This is a genomic window from Massilia frigida (genome assembly GCF_011682175.1).
Classification (GTDB): domain Bacteria; phylum Pseudomonadota; class Gammaproteobacteria; order Burkholderiales; family Burkholderiaceae_D; genus Telluria_A; species Telluria_A frigida.
The window spans coordinates 23,841-39,455 of sequence record NZ_WHJG01000056.1; the positions used below are offsets into that span (position 1 = coordinate 23,841).

Annotated in this window: 20 protein-coding genes and 1 pseudogene; 9 read left to right on the forward strand and 12 right to left on the reverse strand. The window is 64.8% G+C overall.

The window, feature by feature from the left end; genetic code table 11:
• Nucleotide 1: 1 nt before the first annotated feature.
• From F2P44_RS35925 to F2P44_RS31155, 3 genes and pseudogenes are all read right to left on the reverse strand, one after another.
• A pseudogene (locus F2P44_RS35925) lies at nt 2–154 on the reverse strand (type II toxin-antitoxin system PemK/MazF family toxin); the annotation flags it as partial.
• Nucleotides 148–399, reverse strand: a complete 252-nt coding sequence (locus F2P44_RS31150) for an AbrB/MazE/SpoVT family DNA-binding domain-containing protein (protein ID WP_167093424.1) — start codon at nt 397–399, stop codon at nt 148–150. The pseudogene F2P44_RS35925 and the gene F2P44_RS31150, both read right to left, overlap by 7 nt.
• 130 nt (nt 400–529) lie before the next feature.
• Nucleotides 530–1,678 (reverse strand): hypothetical protein, encoded by a 1,149-nt coding sequence (locus F2P44_RS31155; protein ID WP_167093426.1) that lies wholly within the window; start codon nt 1,676–1,678, stop codon nt 530–532.
• 190 nt (nt 1,679–1,868) lie between these two features.
• On the opposite strand from F2P44_RS31155, the gene F2P44_RS31160 reads away from it, so the two are divergent.
• The 4 genes from F2P44_RS31160 to F2P44_RS31175 are packed head-to-tail and all read left to right on the forward strand — an operon-like array spanning nt 1,869 to nt 4,332.
• Entirely contained in the window at nt 1,869–2,393 is a 525-nt protein-coding gene (locus F2P44_RS31160) for a gamma carbonic anhydrase family protein (RefSeq protein WP_167093428.1), read from the forward strand.
• 3 nt (nt 2,394–2,396) lie between these two features.
• On the forward strand, nt 2,397–3,353 hold the full coding sequence (gene hslO / locus F2P44_RS31165) for an Hsp33 family molecular chaperone HslO (protein ID WP_167093430.1): 957 nt from the start codon (nt 2,397–2,399) through the stop codon (nt 3,351–3,353).
• Nucleotide 3,354: 1 nt separating this feature from the next.
• Nucleotides 3,355–3,792, forward strand: a complete 438-nt coding sequence (locus F2P44_RS31170; protein WP_229423856.1) for an acyl-CoA thioesterase — start codon at nt 3,355–3,357, stop codon at nt 3,790–3,792.
• Between the two features lie 6 nt (nt 3,793–3,798).
• Nucleotides 3,799–4,332 carry a GNAT family N-acetyltransferase gene (locus tag F2P44_RS31175; RefSeq protein WP_229423857.1) on the forward strand — a complete coding sequence of 178 codons (534 nt, stop codon included), beginning with the start codon at nt 3,799–3,801 and terminating at the stop codon, nt 4,330–4,332.
• A gap of 38 nt (nt 4,333–4,370) precedes the next feature.
• Here the strand turns inward: F2P44_RS31175 and F2P44_RS31180 are convergent, their stop codons facing one another.
• Nucleotides 4,371–5,369 carry an aldo/keto reductase gene (locus tag F2P44_RS31180; protein ID WP_167093432.1) on the reverse strand — a complete coding sequence of 333 codons (999 nt, stop codon included), beginning with the start codon at nt 5,367–5,369 and terminating at the stop codon, nt 4,371–4,373.
• 118 nt (nt 5,370–5,487) lie between these two features.
• Nucleotides 5,488–5,964 (reverse strand): DUF3224 domain-containing protein, encoded by a 477-nt coding sequence (locus tag F2P44_RS31185; RefSeq protein WP_167093434.1) that lies wholly within the window; start codon nt 5,962–5,964, stop codon nt 5,488–5,490.
• Between the two features lie 92 nt (nt 5,965–6,056).
• Here F2P44_RS31185 and F2P44_RS31190 point away from each other — a divergent pair, with 92 nt between their 5' ends.
• Nucleotides 6,057–6,887, forward strand: a complete 831-nt coding sequence (locus tag F2P44_RS31190) for a helix-turn-helix domain-containing protein (RefSeq protein WP_229423858.1) — start codon at nt 6,057–6,059, stop codon at nt 6,885–6,887.
• Here the strand turns inward: F2P44_RS31190 and F2P44_RS31195 are convergent.
• Nucleotides 6,872–7,378: a MepB family protein gene (locus F2P44_RS31195; protein WP_167093435.1), complete on the reverse strand. Its 507-nt coding sequence runs from the start codon at nt 7,376–7,378 to the stop codon at nt 6,872–6,874. The genes F2P44_RS31190 and F2P44_RS31195 overlap by 16 nt on opposite strands.
• Nucleotides 7,379–7,452: 74 nt before the next feature.
• Entirely contained in the window at nt 7,453–7,890 is a 438-nt protein-coding gene (locus F2P44_RS31200; protein ID WP_167093437.1) for an RcnB family protein, read from the reverse strand.
• A 282-nt stretch (nt 7,891–8,172) separates the two neighbouring features.
• Here F2P44_RS31200 and F2P44_RS31205 point away from each other — a divergent pair, with 282 nt between their 5' ends.
• From F2P44_RS31205 to F2P44_RS31220, 4 genes are all read left to right on the forward strand, one after another.
• Entirely contained in the window at nt 8,173–9,168 is a 996-nt protein-coding gene (locus tag F2P44_RS31205) for a formylglycine-generating enzyme family protein (protein WP_167093439.1), read from the forward strand.
• Nucleotides 9,169–9,229: 61 nt separating this feature from the next.
• Complete coding sequence (locus F2P44_RS31210) at nt 9,230–10,324, forward strand: sensor histidine kinase (RefSeq protein WP_167093441.1); 1,095 nt, start codon at nt 9,230–9,232, stop codon at nt 10,322–10,324.
• A 5-nt stretch (nt 10,325–10,329) separates the two neighbouring features.
• Nucleotides 10,330–11,034 carry a LytR/AlgR family response regulator transcription factor gene (locus F2P44_RS31215; protein ID WP_229423859.1) on the forward strand — a complete coding sequence of 235 codons (705 nt, stop codon included), beginning with the start codon at nt 10,330–10,332 and terminating at the stop codon, nt 11,032–11,034.
• A gap of 19 nt (nt 11,035–11,053) precedes the next feature.
• Nucleotides 11,054–11,818 (forward strand): DUF3108 domain-containing protein, encoded by a 765-nt coding sequence (locus F2P44_RS31220; protein ID WP_167093446.1) that lies wholly within the window; start codon nt 11,054–11,056, stop codon nt 11,816–11,818.
• Between the two features lie 3 nt (nt 11,819–11,821).
• Here F2P44_RS31220 and F2P44_RS31225 read toward each other — a convergent pair whose 3' ends face one another.
• The 5 genes from F2P44_RS31225 to F2P44_RS31240 are packed head-to-tail and all read right to left on the reverse strand — an operon-like array spanning nt 11,822 to nt 15,297.
• Entirely contained in the window at nt 11,822–13,267 is a 1,446-nt protein-coding gene (locus F2P44_RS31225; RefSeq protein ID WP_167093448.1) for a TIGR01777 family oxidoreductase, read from the reverse strand.
• The gene (locus F2P44_RS31230) at nt 13,264–13,881 is read right to left on the reverse strand and encodes a DUF4166 domain-containing protein (protein ID WP_167093450.1); all 618 of its coding nucleotides are present in this window, start codon (nt 13,879–13,881) and stop codon (nt 13,264–13,266) included. Before F2P44_RS31230 ends, F2P44_RS31225 begins: the two co-directional genes overlap by 4 nt.
• Nucleotides 13,878–14,330, reverse strand: a complete 453-nt coding sequence (locus F2P44_RS35930) for a cell division protein (RefSeq protein ID WP_229423860.1) — start codon at nt 14,328–14,330, stop codon at nt 13,878–13,880. Before F2P44_RS35930 ends, F2P44_RS31230 begins: the two co-directional genes overlap by 4 nt.
• Nucleotides 14,331–14,338: 8 nt before the next feature.
• Nucleotides 14,339–14,758: a thiol-disulfide oxidoreductase DCC family protein gene (locus F2P44_RS35935; protein ID WP_370662771.1), complete on the reverse strand. Its 420-nt coding sequence runs from the start codon at nt 14,756–14,758 to the stop codon at nt 14,339–14,341.
• The gene (locus F2P44_RS31240) at nt 14,755–15,297 is read right to left on the reverse strand and encodes a GbsR/MarR family transcriptional regulator (protein ID WP_167093462.1); all 543 of its coding nucleotides are present in this window, start codon (nt 15,295–15,297) and stop codon (nt 14,755–14,757) included. The genes F2P44_RS35935 and F2P44_RS31240 overlap by 4 nt, the downstream gene beginning before the upstream one ends.
• Nucleotides 15,298–15,615 lie beyond the last annotated feature (318 nt).

The following is a 15,615-nucleotide window of genomic DNA, read 5'->3' on the forward strand; positions in this document are numbered from 1 at the left end:
GTGTAATGGGCGCCACCAGCGCCAGGCCCAGCGCGTTAAATACGCTGGTCGACAACACAAGCGCAGGCCGCATGCCTTTTTGCTCATGCCCTGCGGTCGGGTCAAGATTGACGAGGATGATGTCGCCACGTCCAAACTTGGGACGCTTTACCACGCTTCACGCCCTACAGGCCTGAGATTGCTCCACGCAGCCAGATCAGCGGGCTCCGCTGCCGAGGGATCGCACTGGGCCACCAAGTCAGCCAGCGCGTATGCAGGACGCTTTACTTTCAGCAGTACACCATCGTTTTGCACGTCGACGGTCAACTTGTCACCCAACGTTGCCTTAAGAATGCCGAGCAACTCGGTAGGCAGACGCACCGCCGCGCTGTTACCCCATTTTTGAACGGACAATTCCATTTTTCACCTCACTATGTATCTACATTGTAGATACTTGGTTTGAATAGTCAAGCATGCCTCAACGCATTGAAAAGCAAACACTGCGCCCTGTATGACGCATGCATCTGGACTATCCTCATGGGTGACCGGTTCAATTAGTCCAATACAAATAGCGCAGGAAACCCATCCCGGTATTCGATTTACTGGCCTGTTCCGCCATTTGCGGCAGCGGCGAGACGGGATGGGTCTTGTCGATGCGCTGGCAATGGCTGGCCGGCAGCTTGGTGCGGCGAAACGCGTACAAGGTGCCGGCCGCCGGCGGCTGCAGATACACCTTGGCCACATTCAAGCCAGTCCCCTCCGGACACAAGGGCGCCATCGCCGCCAGCATCCCGTTTCCACCCTGGGTGGCCGGCAACAGAGTGCGGCCTTGCCACAGCGCCGACATTTCCTTGATCATCATGTCCCAACTGGCGAAATCGACCGCGTCGAGCGGCACCGGGAAGACGGTGTTGGCCTGCTTGGGGTTGCCGATCCACTCTTCGTCGTCATCGGTCTCGGCCAGCACTTCCTGGCGCATCTTGCCCGAGACCAGGAAGCCGTTGCCGATCAGCTGGTGCGCCGCCTTGAGCAAGGCCGGCCGCGCCAGGATCACGCCATTATAGTCCTTGGCCAGGTCGAACGCGCGCACATTGGTCAGCAAGCCCTCGATGAAATGATGATACGACAGCGACCATAAAATATCGCTCTGGTCGACCCGGATCACGGCGCCGAGATTGTATTCGCGGTCGTAATATTCCTGATCGTTACTCGGGCCGCTCACACGGAACGCCTGATGCCCGCGCTTGGGCAGCGCGAACAGGTATTTTTCCCACAGCTTGACCTGGCCGTCGCTGTCGAGGTCGAGCTCCCACTGCGCCGGCGCCAGGCGCAGCGACTTGCGCTGGCCAAGCTTGACCTGGGCCAGCAGCTTGCGCGTGGCGCCCAGTTCGGCGATCACGTAGTCGATTTCCTTGGTCACCTCGACCAGGATGGCGTCGTTCGAGGTACGGTCTTTATGCATCCGCTCGAAGCCACGCGTGCCCCAGGTGACGATCTGGCGCACCAGCGCCGTATCGCGGCAGATGACGGCGGCAATGCGCGCATCGTCATCCTTGGGCACGGCGCCCTTGGCCACCTCGCGGCAGGCGGCGTGGTAGCCGTCGGCGGTGGTGAAATCGGCAGCGCGTGCCGCCGGGACCGTCAGGGCGCCGGCCAGCGCCAGCACAGCGGCCAGGCGCGCAACAGGGGGAAGTCGCATGATACCTCCGCTATAAATGTGTCATAAAAGAAAGCTATCCTACGCGAAACAAGTCGTCTTGCGCCGCCCCGCCTTGTGATTAGAAGAAAGCCCCCAACCTTGCCGGGACGCAGCAGTAAACGGCCATGCCGCATCGAAAGCGCCGGGGCGGCGTAAAATAGCGCCATTCCAACGCTTCCCGACACCAAATATGGCTATCTACCAACTGGGCGAGCATGCGCCCGAGATTCACGCGTCCGCCTACGTCGCCGATTCCGCCAGCCTGATCGGCAAAGTGACGCTGGAGGCCAATACCTCGGTCTGGTCCGGCGTGACCATTCGCGGCGACAACGAGCGCATCACGATCGGCGCCAACAGTAACGTGCAGGAAGGCACGGTCATGCACACCGACATGGGCTTTCCGCTCACCATCGGCAGCAATGTGACGATCGGCCACCAGGCCATGCTGCACGGCTGCACGGTCGGCGATGGCTCGCTGATCGGCATCCAGGCCGTGATCCTGAATGGCGCCAAGATCGGCAAGGGTTGCCTGGTCGGCGCCGGTGCCCTGGTAACCGAAGGAAAAGAATTCCCTGACCACTCGCTCATCATCGGCGCCCCGGCCAAAGCCGTGCGCACCCTGGGCGCGGAAGACATCGCGCGTCTCGAAGGCAGCGCCGCCAGCTATGTTGCACGCGGCCAGCTATTCAAGACGCAACTGAAAAAGATTGGATAAACAATGACTACAGAAAATAACAACGATACCCTGCAAAAATTCATCTTCGACAATGCCGCCGTGCGCGGCGAGTTCGTTGAAATCTCCAGCACCTGGGGCGAGATCCAGCAACGCCACAGCTATCCGCCGGCCGTCAAGAAGGTGCTCGGCGAAATGGTGGCGGCGGCGGCCCTGCTGTCGGCCAACCTCAAGTTCAACGGCGCCATCGTCATGCAGATCCATGGCGACGGCCCGCTGCGCCTGCTGGTGGTCGAATGCGATTCCGACCTGCGCATGCGCGCCACCGCCAAGCTGGCCGAGGGCGTCAGCGTGGCCGACGACGCCAGCCTGACCGAGCTGCTCAACGCCGGCGGCAAGGCGCGCTTCGTCATCACGCTCGACCCGGTCGACAAGATGCCCGGCCAGCAGCCTTACCAGGGCATCGTACCGCTCGACGGCGACGACATGGCGACCGTCATCGAAAACTACATGCTGCGTTCCGAGCAGCTCGACACGCGCCTGTGGCTGGCGGCCGACGACAGCGTCGCGCGCGGCCTGCTGCTGCAAAAGCTGCCGCGCCACAGCGGCAAGGATGACCAGATCAAGCAAAGCAGCGAAGCCGACGAACTGGAAACCTGGAACCGCGCCGTCATGCTGGCCTCGACCCTCAAGCAGGAAGAGCTGCTCTCGACCGACATCCAGACCCTGATGAACCGCCTGTTCTGGGAAGAGACGATCCGCGTGTTCGAGCCGGCCCATCCCCAGTTCCACTGCAGCTGCACGCGCGAAAAAGTCGGCAACATGCTCAAGATGCTGGGCCGCGACGAAGTCGACGGCGCCCTCGATGAACTGGGCCAGCTGGCGATCGACTGCGACTTCTGCGGCAAGCACTACTCGTTCGACAAGGTCGACTGCGCGCAGCTGTTCGTGGGCGACACCCCGGTCGAAGTGCTGCTTCCCGCCAGCGACGTGAAGCACTGACATGCGCGAGTCGCCCCGCTCCGCGTTCCCGCATTTTCTGGCGATACCGACGCGCTGGATGGATAACGACGCCTACCAGCACGTCAACAACGTCGTCTACTACAGCTTTTTCGACACCGCCGTGAACCAGTTCCTGATCGCGCGCGGCGTGCTCGACATCCACGCCGACACCGTGGTCGCTCTGGTGGTCGACACGGGCTGCTCGTACTTTCGCCCGATCGCCTTTCCCGACACGGTGCACGTGGGCGTGCGCGTGGCCAAGCTGGGCAACTCCAGCGTGCGCTACGAGCTGGCGCTGTACCGCAACGACGAAGCGCTGCCGGCGGCGGCCGGGCATTTTGTTCATGTGTACGTCGAGCGCGCGAGCAATCGTTCGGTGCCCGTGCCCGACGCCGTGCGCGCCGTGCTGGCCACCATCGCCAGCGCGGCGCCGGCATAAGCGCGCATGCCGGCCGCATCCACCCACAGCATGCGCACGCTGGCGCATGCCGACACCGGCGCCCTGCTGGCGTTCGAACTGGCCAACCGCGCCTGGTTCGAGCGCCACGTCGAAGCGCGCGACCCGGCGTTCTATACGCCGCAAGGCGTGGCGCGGCATATCGCACACTATCTGGAGGGACATGCGGCCGGTACCTGGCATCCGTGCGTACTTCTCGATGAGGAAGGCCGCATCGTCGGACGCGCCAACCTGAAGGACATCGACCGCAGCGCCGGTTCGGCCGAAGTGGGCTACCGCATCGCGCAAGACCAGACAGGCAAGGGCCTGGCAACGTTCGCCCTGCACCACCTGATCGGGCTGGCCCGCTCGACCTGGCAACTGAACGAGCTGCGCGCCGAGATCACCCTCGCCAACCAGGGTTCGGCGGCGGTGCTGCATAAATGCGGCTTCGTCCACGCAGATGAATTGCCGCGCCTGGCCATGATCGACAACGCCTGGGTCGACGGCGCCCGCTACCTGCTCGACCTGACACCGGCCTGAAGCCGCGCTTCGCCACCACCTGCACCTGGTGCAACGCCTCACAGTCCGACCATGGCCATCTCCTGCTCGCTGTAGCGCGCGCCGCGCACCGCGCCGGGGGGCACGGCGGCGGCGATCTCCGCCAGTTCCGCCGCGCTCAGCACCAGCTGCGCAGCGGCCACGTTCTGCTCCAGGTTGGCCAGGCGGCGCACGCCTGGAATCGGCACGATCTGCTCGCCCTGCGCCAGCAGCCAGGCCAGCGCCAGCTGGGCCGCGCTGACCCCGCGTGCGGTGGCCAGCTGCTCCAGCCGCGCCACCAGCGGCGCGTTGGCGCGCAACGCCTCGTCCTGGAAGCGCGGCAGGCCGCGCCGATAGTCGTCCGCCGCCAGAACATCGGCCGAAGCCAGCTGCCCGGTGAGGAAGCCCCGCCCCAGCGGGCTGTATGGCACGAAGCCCACCCCCAACTCGCGGCAGGCCGGCAGCACCTCATCCTCCACCTCGCGGCTCCACAGCGAATACTCCGACTGCAGCGCGGCGATCGGATGCACCGCGCAGGCGCGCCGCAGCGTGCCGGCCGACGCCTCCGACAAGCCCAGATGCAGCACCTTGCCCTCGCGGACCAGATCGGCCATGGCGCCCACCACCTCTTCGACCGGCACCGCCGGATCGACCCGGTGCTGGTACAGCAGATCGATGGCCTCCACGCCCAGGCGGGCCAGCGAACCCTCGACCGCCGCGCGCAGCTGCACCGGGCGGCTGTCCACTCCCGTCACCCGCTGCATGCCCTGCCCCTGCGCGCCGATGCGAAAGCCGAACTTGGTGGCGATGCTCACCTTGCCGCGCAGCCCGCGCAAGGCCCGCGCCAGCAGCTCCTCGTTGGCGTAGGGGCCGTAGACCTGCGCCGTATCGAACATGGTCACGCCCAGTTCGACGGCGCGGTGCAGCGTGCGGATCGACGCCGCCTCGTCGGCCCCGCCGTAGGCGAAGCTCATCCCCATGCAACCGAGCCCGATGGCGGACACCGACAAGCCGGTCGATCCCAATGTGCGCATTTTCATCACAGCAAACTCCTCGTGTAATCAATCGAGCGGCCAGTATGGGTGGTCTTGATTGATTGGATAAGAGGCCTTACCGTGCATGCACCACTGAGCAAAATTCATCAATTCATTAGCGGCCTTAGCGCCCCAGCGCGTAATCGAGCGCGTAGAAGTGCTTGCCGTCGACGACCGTGAGCGCAAGGCTGCCGGTGATGCCGCTTAACTCCTCCGTACCCGAATCGGGAACGATGGTGATGGCGGCCTGGCTGGTCCCGCCATGCATCGTGCCCGCATGCTGGAGCACGAAGCTGCCCTTGCGGCCGGCCAGGGTACCGCTGACCCGTTCAATGGCGACATAGGCGGCAGAGCCCTTGGTGTCGCTCACCGCCGTGAGCATGGTGCCCTTGCCGGTAGCGGCCAGCGCACCGGCATACTGCTTGTCGAGCGCCATGCGGGCGATGGCAATTCGGCCTTCCTTCTCGGGAGCGCCGGCGGGTATGATCGCTATCTCGAACGGCCCGCTGGCGCGCTGCATCGCGGGCGATGTTTGTGCGGAAGCGGGTTGCAGAAAGGCGAACAGGGAGAGCGCAATGGCGCTGAAGCGGAACAATGACATGGCAGGCTTTCGATTTGAGGATGGGCGGCGCCGGCACATTTGCACGGCCGCTCGCGGGAACCTCCACACTAAGCGCAAGGACGAAAAACATCTTGGATAAACCCGACACCGCACCCGCAACGCCGAAAGGGATCGTCGATCCGCTCGGCATGGCGCGCCGCATCCGCCTGGCCACCTACCGGCCATCGGCCCCGCTGGCGCGCTTCGTCGACTACTTCTGGATCGTCGAATGGAACATGGGCGAGCGCGCCCCCGAGATCCAGCGCGTGCTGCCCTATCCAAATGCGCACCTGGTGTTCGACCGTGGCCAGAGCGCCATCCACGGCGTGGTGCGCGGCGCGTTCGAGCGCAGCGTGGCGGGGGCGGGCCGGGTGCTCGGCGTGCGCTTCAAGCCGGGCGGTCTGCGTCCCTTCATCGCGCATCCCGTTTCGCGCCTGGCCGAGCGCACCATGCCGTTCGATGAGGTCCTGCGCATGCCCACCGCCGCCGCCGAACAGCGCGTGCTGGACGGCGATAGCGACGCCGATATGGTCGCTGCCGCCGAAGCGATGCTGCTCGCCGTGCTGCCGGCGCCGGACGCACGCGCGCTGCTCGCCGAACAAGCCGTCAACGCCGCCGCAGCCATCGATGGGCCGGCCAGCGTGGCCGCCCTGTGCGCGCAAGTGGGGATCGAAGAACGCGCGCTGCAAAGGCTGTTCAGCAATTATGTGGGCGTGTCGCCCAAATGGGTGATCCAGCGCTACCGCCTACAGGAAGCGAGCTGGCGCCTGGCCAGGCCGGCGCCGGTCGACCTGGCGGCCCTAGCAAGTCAGCTCGGCTTTTTCGACCAGGCCCATTTCACGCGCGACTTCACGAAACTGGTGGGCACATCGCCGCTGGAATACTGGAAGTCGCAACAGGAGCCGCGTCAGAGCGGTCCATAGAGCCTGCGCACGGCTTCGGCGTCGGCGCCGTCGGGAAGAAAATACTGCAACTGCCAGCGCTGCGTGGCGTGCGCCTGCTTGCTGGCCGTGAGCACCCATGGCGGATACACGCGCATGGCGCGCTTGCCGCCCTGCCCCGCGCGCGCCAAGATATCGCGCGCGGCCAGCACCGCCCGGGGAAAAACGAACTGCCCGATCCGCTCCCCGTCGCGGGTACTGACCACGAACAGGTCGACCGGGTCGGTCTCGTCGAACGGCTGGATCGGCCCGCTGCCGAGACGCTTCCACAGCGTGACGAACTGGCCGACCTTGGTGGGCGTGATCTTGGCGACGCGAAAGCGCACCTGCATGCCCTCGACCGCGAAACTGCTGGCCGCATACTCGGCGCTTTCCGCCTCGTGCTGCGGCGCGCTCCACGCCATGCCATGCGTGTCGTACGCGCGCTGGAGCACGCGCAGGTCGGGATGGAACGGGGTTTCTTTCAGTGTCATGGAGTTCAGGCAGCGCAGTCGTGGCGAAAGCGGCATTGTAGCCGCCCGCAAGCACTGCGCGCCTGGCGCCAGGATCACTGGTTCAGCAGCACCTGCGCGATCAGGCCCGTGGCCACCGCCACCAGCAGGTAATTGCCATTGGCCTGCACCCAGTGCGAGCCGCGCGGCGGAGCGCTCAGGCGACGGCTGCGCCAGTCGCTGACCACGTAGCTGCTTGAGCGATACTGATGGTCCAGGTACGCGCCACGGCGAAAGTGCTGGCGCCCGGACCGGTGATGGTCGTGGGGCTGGTAGCCGCCGCGCGGGCTGTCGTAACGGTCGCCACGGCGATCGTCGTGACGGTCGCGGTCATGGCGGTCATGGCGGTCGCTGCGCTCGTAACGGCCATTGCGTTCATCCTGCTCGCTGCGCTGCCCATGGTCGCCGCGATACTCGCGCGACTGAGCGAAAGCGGTGCTGCCGCTGCCCATGCAAACAGCCATGAGGGCGATGATAAGGGCTTTCTTGGGCATATGAACTCCTGTCGTCGATGCTGCCCGCAGCAATATGGGCCGCCTGAGAAATGCAGCCTCTCCGGGGACCAGGGCGACTACTGCGTGTCGTCCATGTATCCATTGCACCGCGATTCGCCCCTGGCAACCAGCATGCTCCGGTAAGAAGTGTTACGGGACGTGTCTGCGCGACAGATCGCCGTTTATCCCCGCATAACGCCGGTCGGCACCTTTTCCCGCCAAGCGCGGCCGTCTCGCACAGAATGTGGTCATTCTCACCACCCCACCTGATGAAGGCAGCACATGCAAAGCACCCTCCTGTTCTCCCTGGCCCTGATGGCATCGACCGGCGCGGCAGCCGCCGGCAGCGTGGCCGAACCCCCGATGGTCGCCATCAAGGGCGGCACGTTTGCGATGGGCGGCACCATCCCGGGTCCGGACAAGGACTATCCGACCGACCAGCCGGTCCACGACGTGCGCGTGGCCAGCTTCCAGATGGCGAAGTACGAAGTCACCGTCGGCGAGTTCCGCCAGTTCATCGAGGCGACCGGCCACCAGACCCAGAAGGATTGCTGGAAGTTCGCCAGCACCGAATGGGGCATGGACATGGGTCCGGGCGCCTGGAATACGCCGGCCTACGCCCCGGGCGACTACCATCCGGTCATGTGCGTGACCTGGAAGGACGCTACCGCCTACGCCACATGGCTGTCGGCCCAAACCGGCAAGCCGTACCGCCTGCCCTCGGAAGCGGAATGGGAATACGCCGCGCGCGCCGCCAGCAAGACCGACTACCCCTTCGGCGACGATGCCAGCCAGGTGTGCCGCCATGCGAACATCCGCGATATTTCGGGTAGCAAGGCGATTGCCGCGATCATCGGCCGCGCAGGAAAAAAACCCGCCGTCTGCGAAGACGGCGCCGAGTTCACCACCGTGGTCGGCATGTACGAGCCGAACGCCTTCGGCCTGTACGACATGATCGGCAATGTGGGCGAGTATGTGGCCGACTGCGAGCACCTGAACTACGAAGGCGCGCCGGCGGACGGCTCGGCCTGGACCGCCAACTGCCACAAGCGCGGGTCGCCCATGAAGATGCACCGCGGCGGCAGCTTCTCGTCGCGCGAGGCGCGCACGGTGGTGCGCGGGCACGCGGGAGATGAAAACCCAAGCAGCATCGGCGAAGGCTTCCGCCTTGCGCTGGGCGGGCCGGTGCTGCCGCAGGCGCCGGCGGTGGCGCGCTTCGAAGCGGAGTTGGTCACAGCCCGCGCCGCCGAACGCGAGCGGCGCAAGATGGTCAAATAAAGCCGGGCGCGCCGCCTTGCTAGAATGCGGTCTCCGATCATTCACTGGATAACCCGACCGCATGCAACCGCACTTCTTCCCGCGCGACCGCGACTTCTGGATTTACCACTGCAGCGCCGTCGCGGTGGGTGTCATGGCCAGTACCGCCATCGCCGTCGCGTGGGGTTTCATGGTCAGGATGCAGTTCTACTCCAGCCTGGCGTGGATTCCGTTCTACACGCTGGCGGTACTGGTGTTGCGCTGGCTGTACAAGCGACGCGGCGGCGAAGCCGTGCCGATCGCCAAGCTCATTGCCATCGTGGTGCTGTACAGCGCGGTGGCCGGAATGGTGATCGGCGCCTGCGTCACAGCCGCGGTCGCACCGATGTTCTTGAAAACCATCAGCGCCAAATACAAAAAACTCAACATCCCGATCATCCCCTCCGAACTCATACTGAACAAATTCATCGACGTAGCGCCCAAGAGCCAGCTGTTCGTGGCAGTGTGGGGCTTCATCTACATCAGCGTGAGCAGCAGCCGCCGCATCAAGAAGGCCGAAGTGCTCAACCTGCGCCTGCAAAACAACCTGAAGGAAGCGCAGTTGAGTAGTCTCTCGAACCAGCTCAACCCGCACTTCCTGTTCAACTCACTCAATAACATTCGCTTCATGATCCACGAAGACGCGCAGCGCGCCGACGCGATGATTACCTCGTTCTCCGACATCCTGCGCTATTCGCTCGAAAGCAGCCAACACGAAAAAGTCAGCCTGCACCATGAAGTGGGCATCATCACCAAGTACCTTGCCATCGTCAAGACGCAGCTGGAAGAGCGCCTCGCCTTTTCCCTTCACATCGCGCCCGGCCTGGACGACGCCCTGATGCCGCCGATGGTCTTGCAGATGCTGGTGGAGAACGCGGTCAAGCATGGCCTCGACCAGCTCCAGGGCGGCGGCACCTTGAGCGTGAACGCGGCCCGGCAAGGCCAGTGCCTGCTGCTGGAGGTGCACAACGACGCTCCGGACAAGCCGGTACCGGCCGCCGGCGGTACCGGCATTGGCCTGCTCAATATCGGGCAGCGCCTGCGTCTCCTGTACGGCGACCTGGCCACATTGAGCATCACCGGCGCGGGTGGCGTCTTCAAGGTCAGCATCACCTTGCCGCTGGAGCGCGCGGCATGAGGGTCATGGTGATTGAAGACTCGCGCCTGGCGCGCGAAGGGCTGGTGCGCATGCTCGGCCAGTTCGACGGGGTCGAGGTGATCGGCCAGGCCGACCATCCGGCGACGGCCGCGCCGATGATCGCCGAGCTGCGGCCGGACGTGCTGTTCCTCGACATCCACATGCCCGGCGCCAGCGGATTCGACCTGCTCGACATGCTCGACTACCTGCCGCACATCGTGTTCACGACCGCCTATTCCGAATACGCGATCCGCTCGTTCGACTACAACACGGTCGACTACCTGCTCAAGCCCGTCAGCCACGAACGGCTGGCCACCGCGATCGCCAAACTGGCCGCCGCCGATGCCGCGCCGGCAGCGGTGGCACGGCCGCCACTCGATATCAACAGCAAAATCTTCGTGAAGGACGGCGAACGCTGCCACCTGGTGAGCCTGGAGTCGATCCGGTATATCGAAAGCTGCAAGAACTACGTGCGCATCTTCTTCGGCACCGAAAAAGCCTACGTCAAGAAATCGCTGAACAGCATCGAGGAACGGCTGCCGGTCAAGTTCTTCTTCCGCGCCAACCGCCAGTGCATCATCAACCTGCAGGAAATCCGCGCCATCGAAGAATCGATCTCGCTCGGCTACGAAGTAACGATGAGCGACGGCAAAGTGCTCGACATCTCGCGCCGCAATGCCCAGGAATTGAAGGACCTTTTGAGTTTTTAACCTGCAGGAGATGTTCGATATGCGCATGCCCCGACTGGCATCGCTCGCCCTGACCATGGCGGCCGCCCTTGCCCCTTCGAGCCACGCCGCCGTCACCAGCGTCGACGTAGGCCCCACCCTGCCGCGCGCTGCCCTGCTCAAGGAAGGCGTACACCACTACCTGCGCTACCTGCGCAGCGGCGAAAGCCGGGTACCGGCCGACATCATCACGCGCGAGATCCGCTTTACCACCGAAGATGGCCAGAAGCGCATGCAGATCCGGCAGCGCTACGACACGGCGGCATCGGCGGCGTCGCTCAAAACCGTCAGCTCCTGGTTCGATGCGGGCTCGCTGCGGCCGCGCACCCACGAGCGCATCGCGGAAAAGGATGGCAAGCGCGTGGTCGAGGGATTCATCTTCGCACCCGATAAAATCACCGGCATGAAGGAGCTCGCCGACAGCGTCAACAAGGACCTGGTGGTCGACTCTCCCGAGCCGACCTTCAACTTCGAGACCGATATCGAAACGCTGCAAGCATTGCCGCTGGCCGATGGCTACCAAGCGAGCATCAACTTCTATCACCCGGGCGGCCAGCAGGGGCCGGCGCGCTACCTGTTCAAGGTGTCCGGATCGGCCAGCATTCCTGGCCCGGGAGGCATGATCGAGTGCTGGGTCGTCACGACCGACTACAACCGCCCCGGTTACGTATCGACCTTCTGGTTCGCCAAAGGCAGCCAGCTGATGGTGCGCCAGGACAGCCCCGCCGGCGAGGGCAAGGTCCTGGTCAAGGCCCTGCTCGACTAAGCGTCACGACAGACTCGCCAGCGCGCCGGCCAGGGTCGGATGGCGGAAGGCGAATCCGCTCGCCAGCAGCTTCGCGGGCGCCACGCGCTGCCCTTCGAGCAGCAGGTCGGCCTGTTCACCCAAGGCCAGGCGCATCGGCCAGCCGGGCGTGGGCAGCCAGTAAGGGCGCTTCAATACCTTGGCCGCCACCCGGTTGAAGCCCGCCTGCGGCAGGCTCTCCGGCGCGGTGAAGTTGTAGGCCCCGCCCTCGCCGCTGGTCCACAGATGGGCGATGCCGGCGATGACATCGTCCACATGAATCCACGACAGCCACTGGCGCCCGTCGCCGAGCGGGCCGCCCATGCCCAGTTTGACCGGCAGCAGCATCATCGGCAGTGCGCCCTGGGTGCCGAGCACCAGGCCAAAACGCATGCACGCCACGCGCACGCCGTACGCCGCGGCGGTGCCGGCGGCTTCCTCCCACTCGCGGCACAGGTCCGACATGAACATCGGCTGCGGCGCATCGCTTTCTGTCAGAACGGTATCGTCACCGCGCGCCTGGATGCCGTAGTAACCGATGGCGGACGCCGACAGCATCAGCGCCGGCTTGTGATCGGCGGCGGCGATCCAGGACACCACCTTGCGCGTGAGGCCGATGCGGCTGACGCGCAAGGCCGCCTGGCGTGCTTCGCTCCAGCGCCAGCCGAGAATGCGCGCGCCCGCCAGGTTGATGACCACATCGATGCGGCGCGCCGGCGGCAGCTGCGCCAGGTCGTTGACGCACTCCACGCGACCGTCGAACAGCCAGGCCGCCGCGCGCGGCTGGCGCGACAGCAGCGTGACGCGGTGGCCATCGGCCAGCAGCGCGCGCACCAGCTTCTGGCCGATGAAGCCCGTGGCCCCGGTCAGCAGCACTGCGCAGCCGGTGGCGCCAAAGCGCAATGCCGGCGGCTGCGGCCGGGCCGCCTGGCGGGCCAGGGCGCGCGCCGCGAAAGCATCGCGCACGCCGGACAGACCGACGCCCGCGCCGCAAAGCAGCAGGAACGCGCTCAGGAGGCCGTGCGGCTCCCACGCCAGCGCGGTCGGCAGCGTCATGCTTTCCCCGGCGTTCAGGGCCAGCAGCGCGATGAAAGCGCCGCCATTGAGCGTCAGCACGGTGTGCGTGACCCGTTCGGTGGCCGGCAGCAGGCGGGTCTGGTCCTCGACCACGAAATCCCACAAGGTCAGTCCGATCTCGACCGCGAACACCAGCAGCAGCGCCACCGCCCACAGGCCGTTGAAGCGCCAGCACGCCAGGCCGACATACATGGCGCAGTAAATCACGGAGCGCAACGCATGGATCCGCAGTTCCAGACGGGCGCTCGCGCGGCCGGGCAAGGCCTCGGTCAATTCGTGGTGATACAGGGTGTCGAAAGCGCCCAGGCAGCCCTGGACGGCCATCAACTGCAGCGCAAGCAAATGGGTATTCATGAACGCACCTCGCGAAACACGCCCGCCTGCGTGAAGGTTGTACCAAACAGCGCGTGGCGGATCTCGATACGGATATCGAACTGCGCGCTGTCGTTATTGCGGTGGCAAAGATAGGTTTTACCCGGAGTGAACCAGGCGGGTATGGGAATGCGCACGCCCAGCACCTGCCAGAAGTAGCCGTCGCTCTCAAAGTGCAGGTTCCCGTCACGCACCGCCAGCACCAGCTTCATGCCCATGCCCATGCCGACGTATTCGAGCACTTCGCCGCGCGCGCTCTCCAACATGTAGGAAGTGAACTGCACCGGCTTGCGCCCGTTGAGGCGATAGATGCGCTGCTTGAAAATGGCAGCGCTGCCCTGTTTCGAGTACACCTCGATATCGACCGGGAAATCGGCATCGTTAAACGGCATCAGCGCGCCCTGGATCAGCGGCATGGTCAGGTAGCCCAGCACGCGGCCGACGCTTGAACAGGTCAGCTCCGTCATCCGGCCCGTGTAGTGCAAGGGCTTGCCGGGCATGGGGTTATGGTCGAAACGCGCCTGGATGTCGGGATGAAGGCCGCGCCATGCGGGACCGAGGATCTTCTTGAATAACTCGCCTTCGGACGCGATCATGTGCGCACCGCTTGCGTGCGGTCGACGCAGTACAGATACACCAGCGGCGGCAGCATCGTGGCCAGCGCGAAGGTATCGATCCAGATGTTATCCCAGCAGCCCGCGCGCAGCGACACCATCATGTCCTGCGGCGCCCACAGCAGCATGCCGGCGATCAGCGCGCCCCAGGCAAAGGCGCTGCGCTGGCGGTCGCCGATCCAGGCCAGGGCGCCCATCCACAGGGCCGCGCTTTGCACGGTGGGGCCGAACAGCGAGATCCACCAGATTTGCTGCGCGTGGGCCGGCGCCGGCACGCTCGCGCCCCAGAAGGCCGTTTCGATGCCGCGGTGGTAGCCGCTGAAGATCGCGGCGTCGGCGAACCATGGCAGCAGCATGCCGACCACCAGATGGGTGGCGATGGCCGCGTACATCCAGCGGATGGCCCAGCGGCGCAGAAGTGGAGAGTGCATACGTGCTTTCATCGTTTGAAAAAGGGATTGGGACGCTCGCATACACCCTCGACGCAGGCCGGGGCGCGGTAGCCGAGCACGCGCGACATCAGGTAGCGGTGACGCGCGAACAGCCGGTACGACCAGCTGCACAAGGTGCGCAAGCCGGGCACGCGCAGCGGCAGCACGCGCCAGGCCTGGCCGGCCAGCGGGTAGGCGCGCAGCATGCTGTCGATCCCCACCAGCACGCGGCCGTCGCGCGTCTGGCTGTGCAGCTCGCGGTTCAGGGCGGCCATGTCGACGCCCAGGTGGGCCGGATCGAAACCGGGAGCGGCGATATCGACAAAGGCCAGGCGCCCGGCCTTGTCCCATTGCGCCAGCCTGGCCATGCCGGCGCAGCAGAATGGGCACTTGCCGTCGAAGTAGAGAGTCAGTTCGGCGCCGCTCACGACGCGTCCTTGTCGTCGGGGCCGAGGAAGCGCGCCACCTTGCCGCCCATTTTCAGGAAGCGCTGCAGGGTTGCGGGCGGCAGGTGCTTGTAATCGTCGTAGGTCGTGCCGAGCATGTCGAGGAAGCTCAGCACCTCGTTCATGCGCGCCAGCGAGGCTGGTTCGAGCGCGCTGTCGGTATCGCCCTCGATGGCGCATTCGCGCAGCACGGTCAGGGTCGGATCGATCTCGCGCCGTTTGCGCTCCTCGACGATGACACGGAAGATCTCCCACACATCCTGGAGGGCGACGAAGTGATCGCGGCGGTCGCCCATCAGATGGGTGACGCGGATCAGGTTCCAGCTTTGCAGCTCCTTGAGGCTGTTGCTCACGTTCGAGCGCGCCACCGACAGCGCGTCGGCGATATCCTCGGCCGCCAGCGGGCGGTTGGCGAGGAACAGCAGCGCATGAATCTGCGCGACGGTGCGGTTGACGCCCCAGCGCGTGCCCATCTCGCCCCAGTGCAGGACGAATTTCTGTTCGGTCGGTCCCAGTGCCATCATTTCTCCAATTTCATTTATTTCTGTCGTTACAGAAATTAAATACCGATTGATGACGTTTGTCAACGTTAATCGGAGAAAACGCAAGATGGCACTGCGGCGGAATTTGCCCGTAATTCGGTAAAAGCACCTATAAACTGCCGAGTCAACACCCTACAACCGGGGTCTGACCTCTGATTAGCAATTTTTGTCTAGGAGTCTGCGCGGCAGAAACTTGATATCATCCATGTCAACCGAGCAAACGCATTTTTGACCGATGACATCAAGCTATCTTCCCTACGAGCCGCAGCAGCAAATGCTGCTGCCCCACGCACTGCA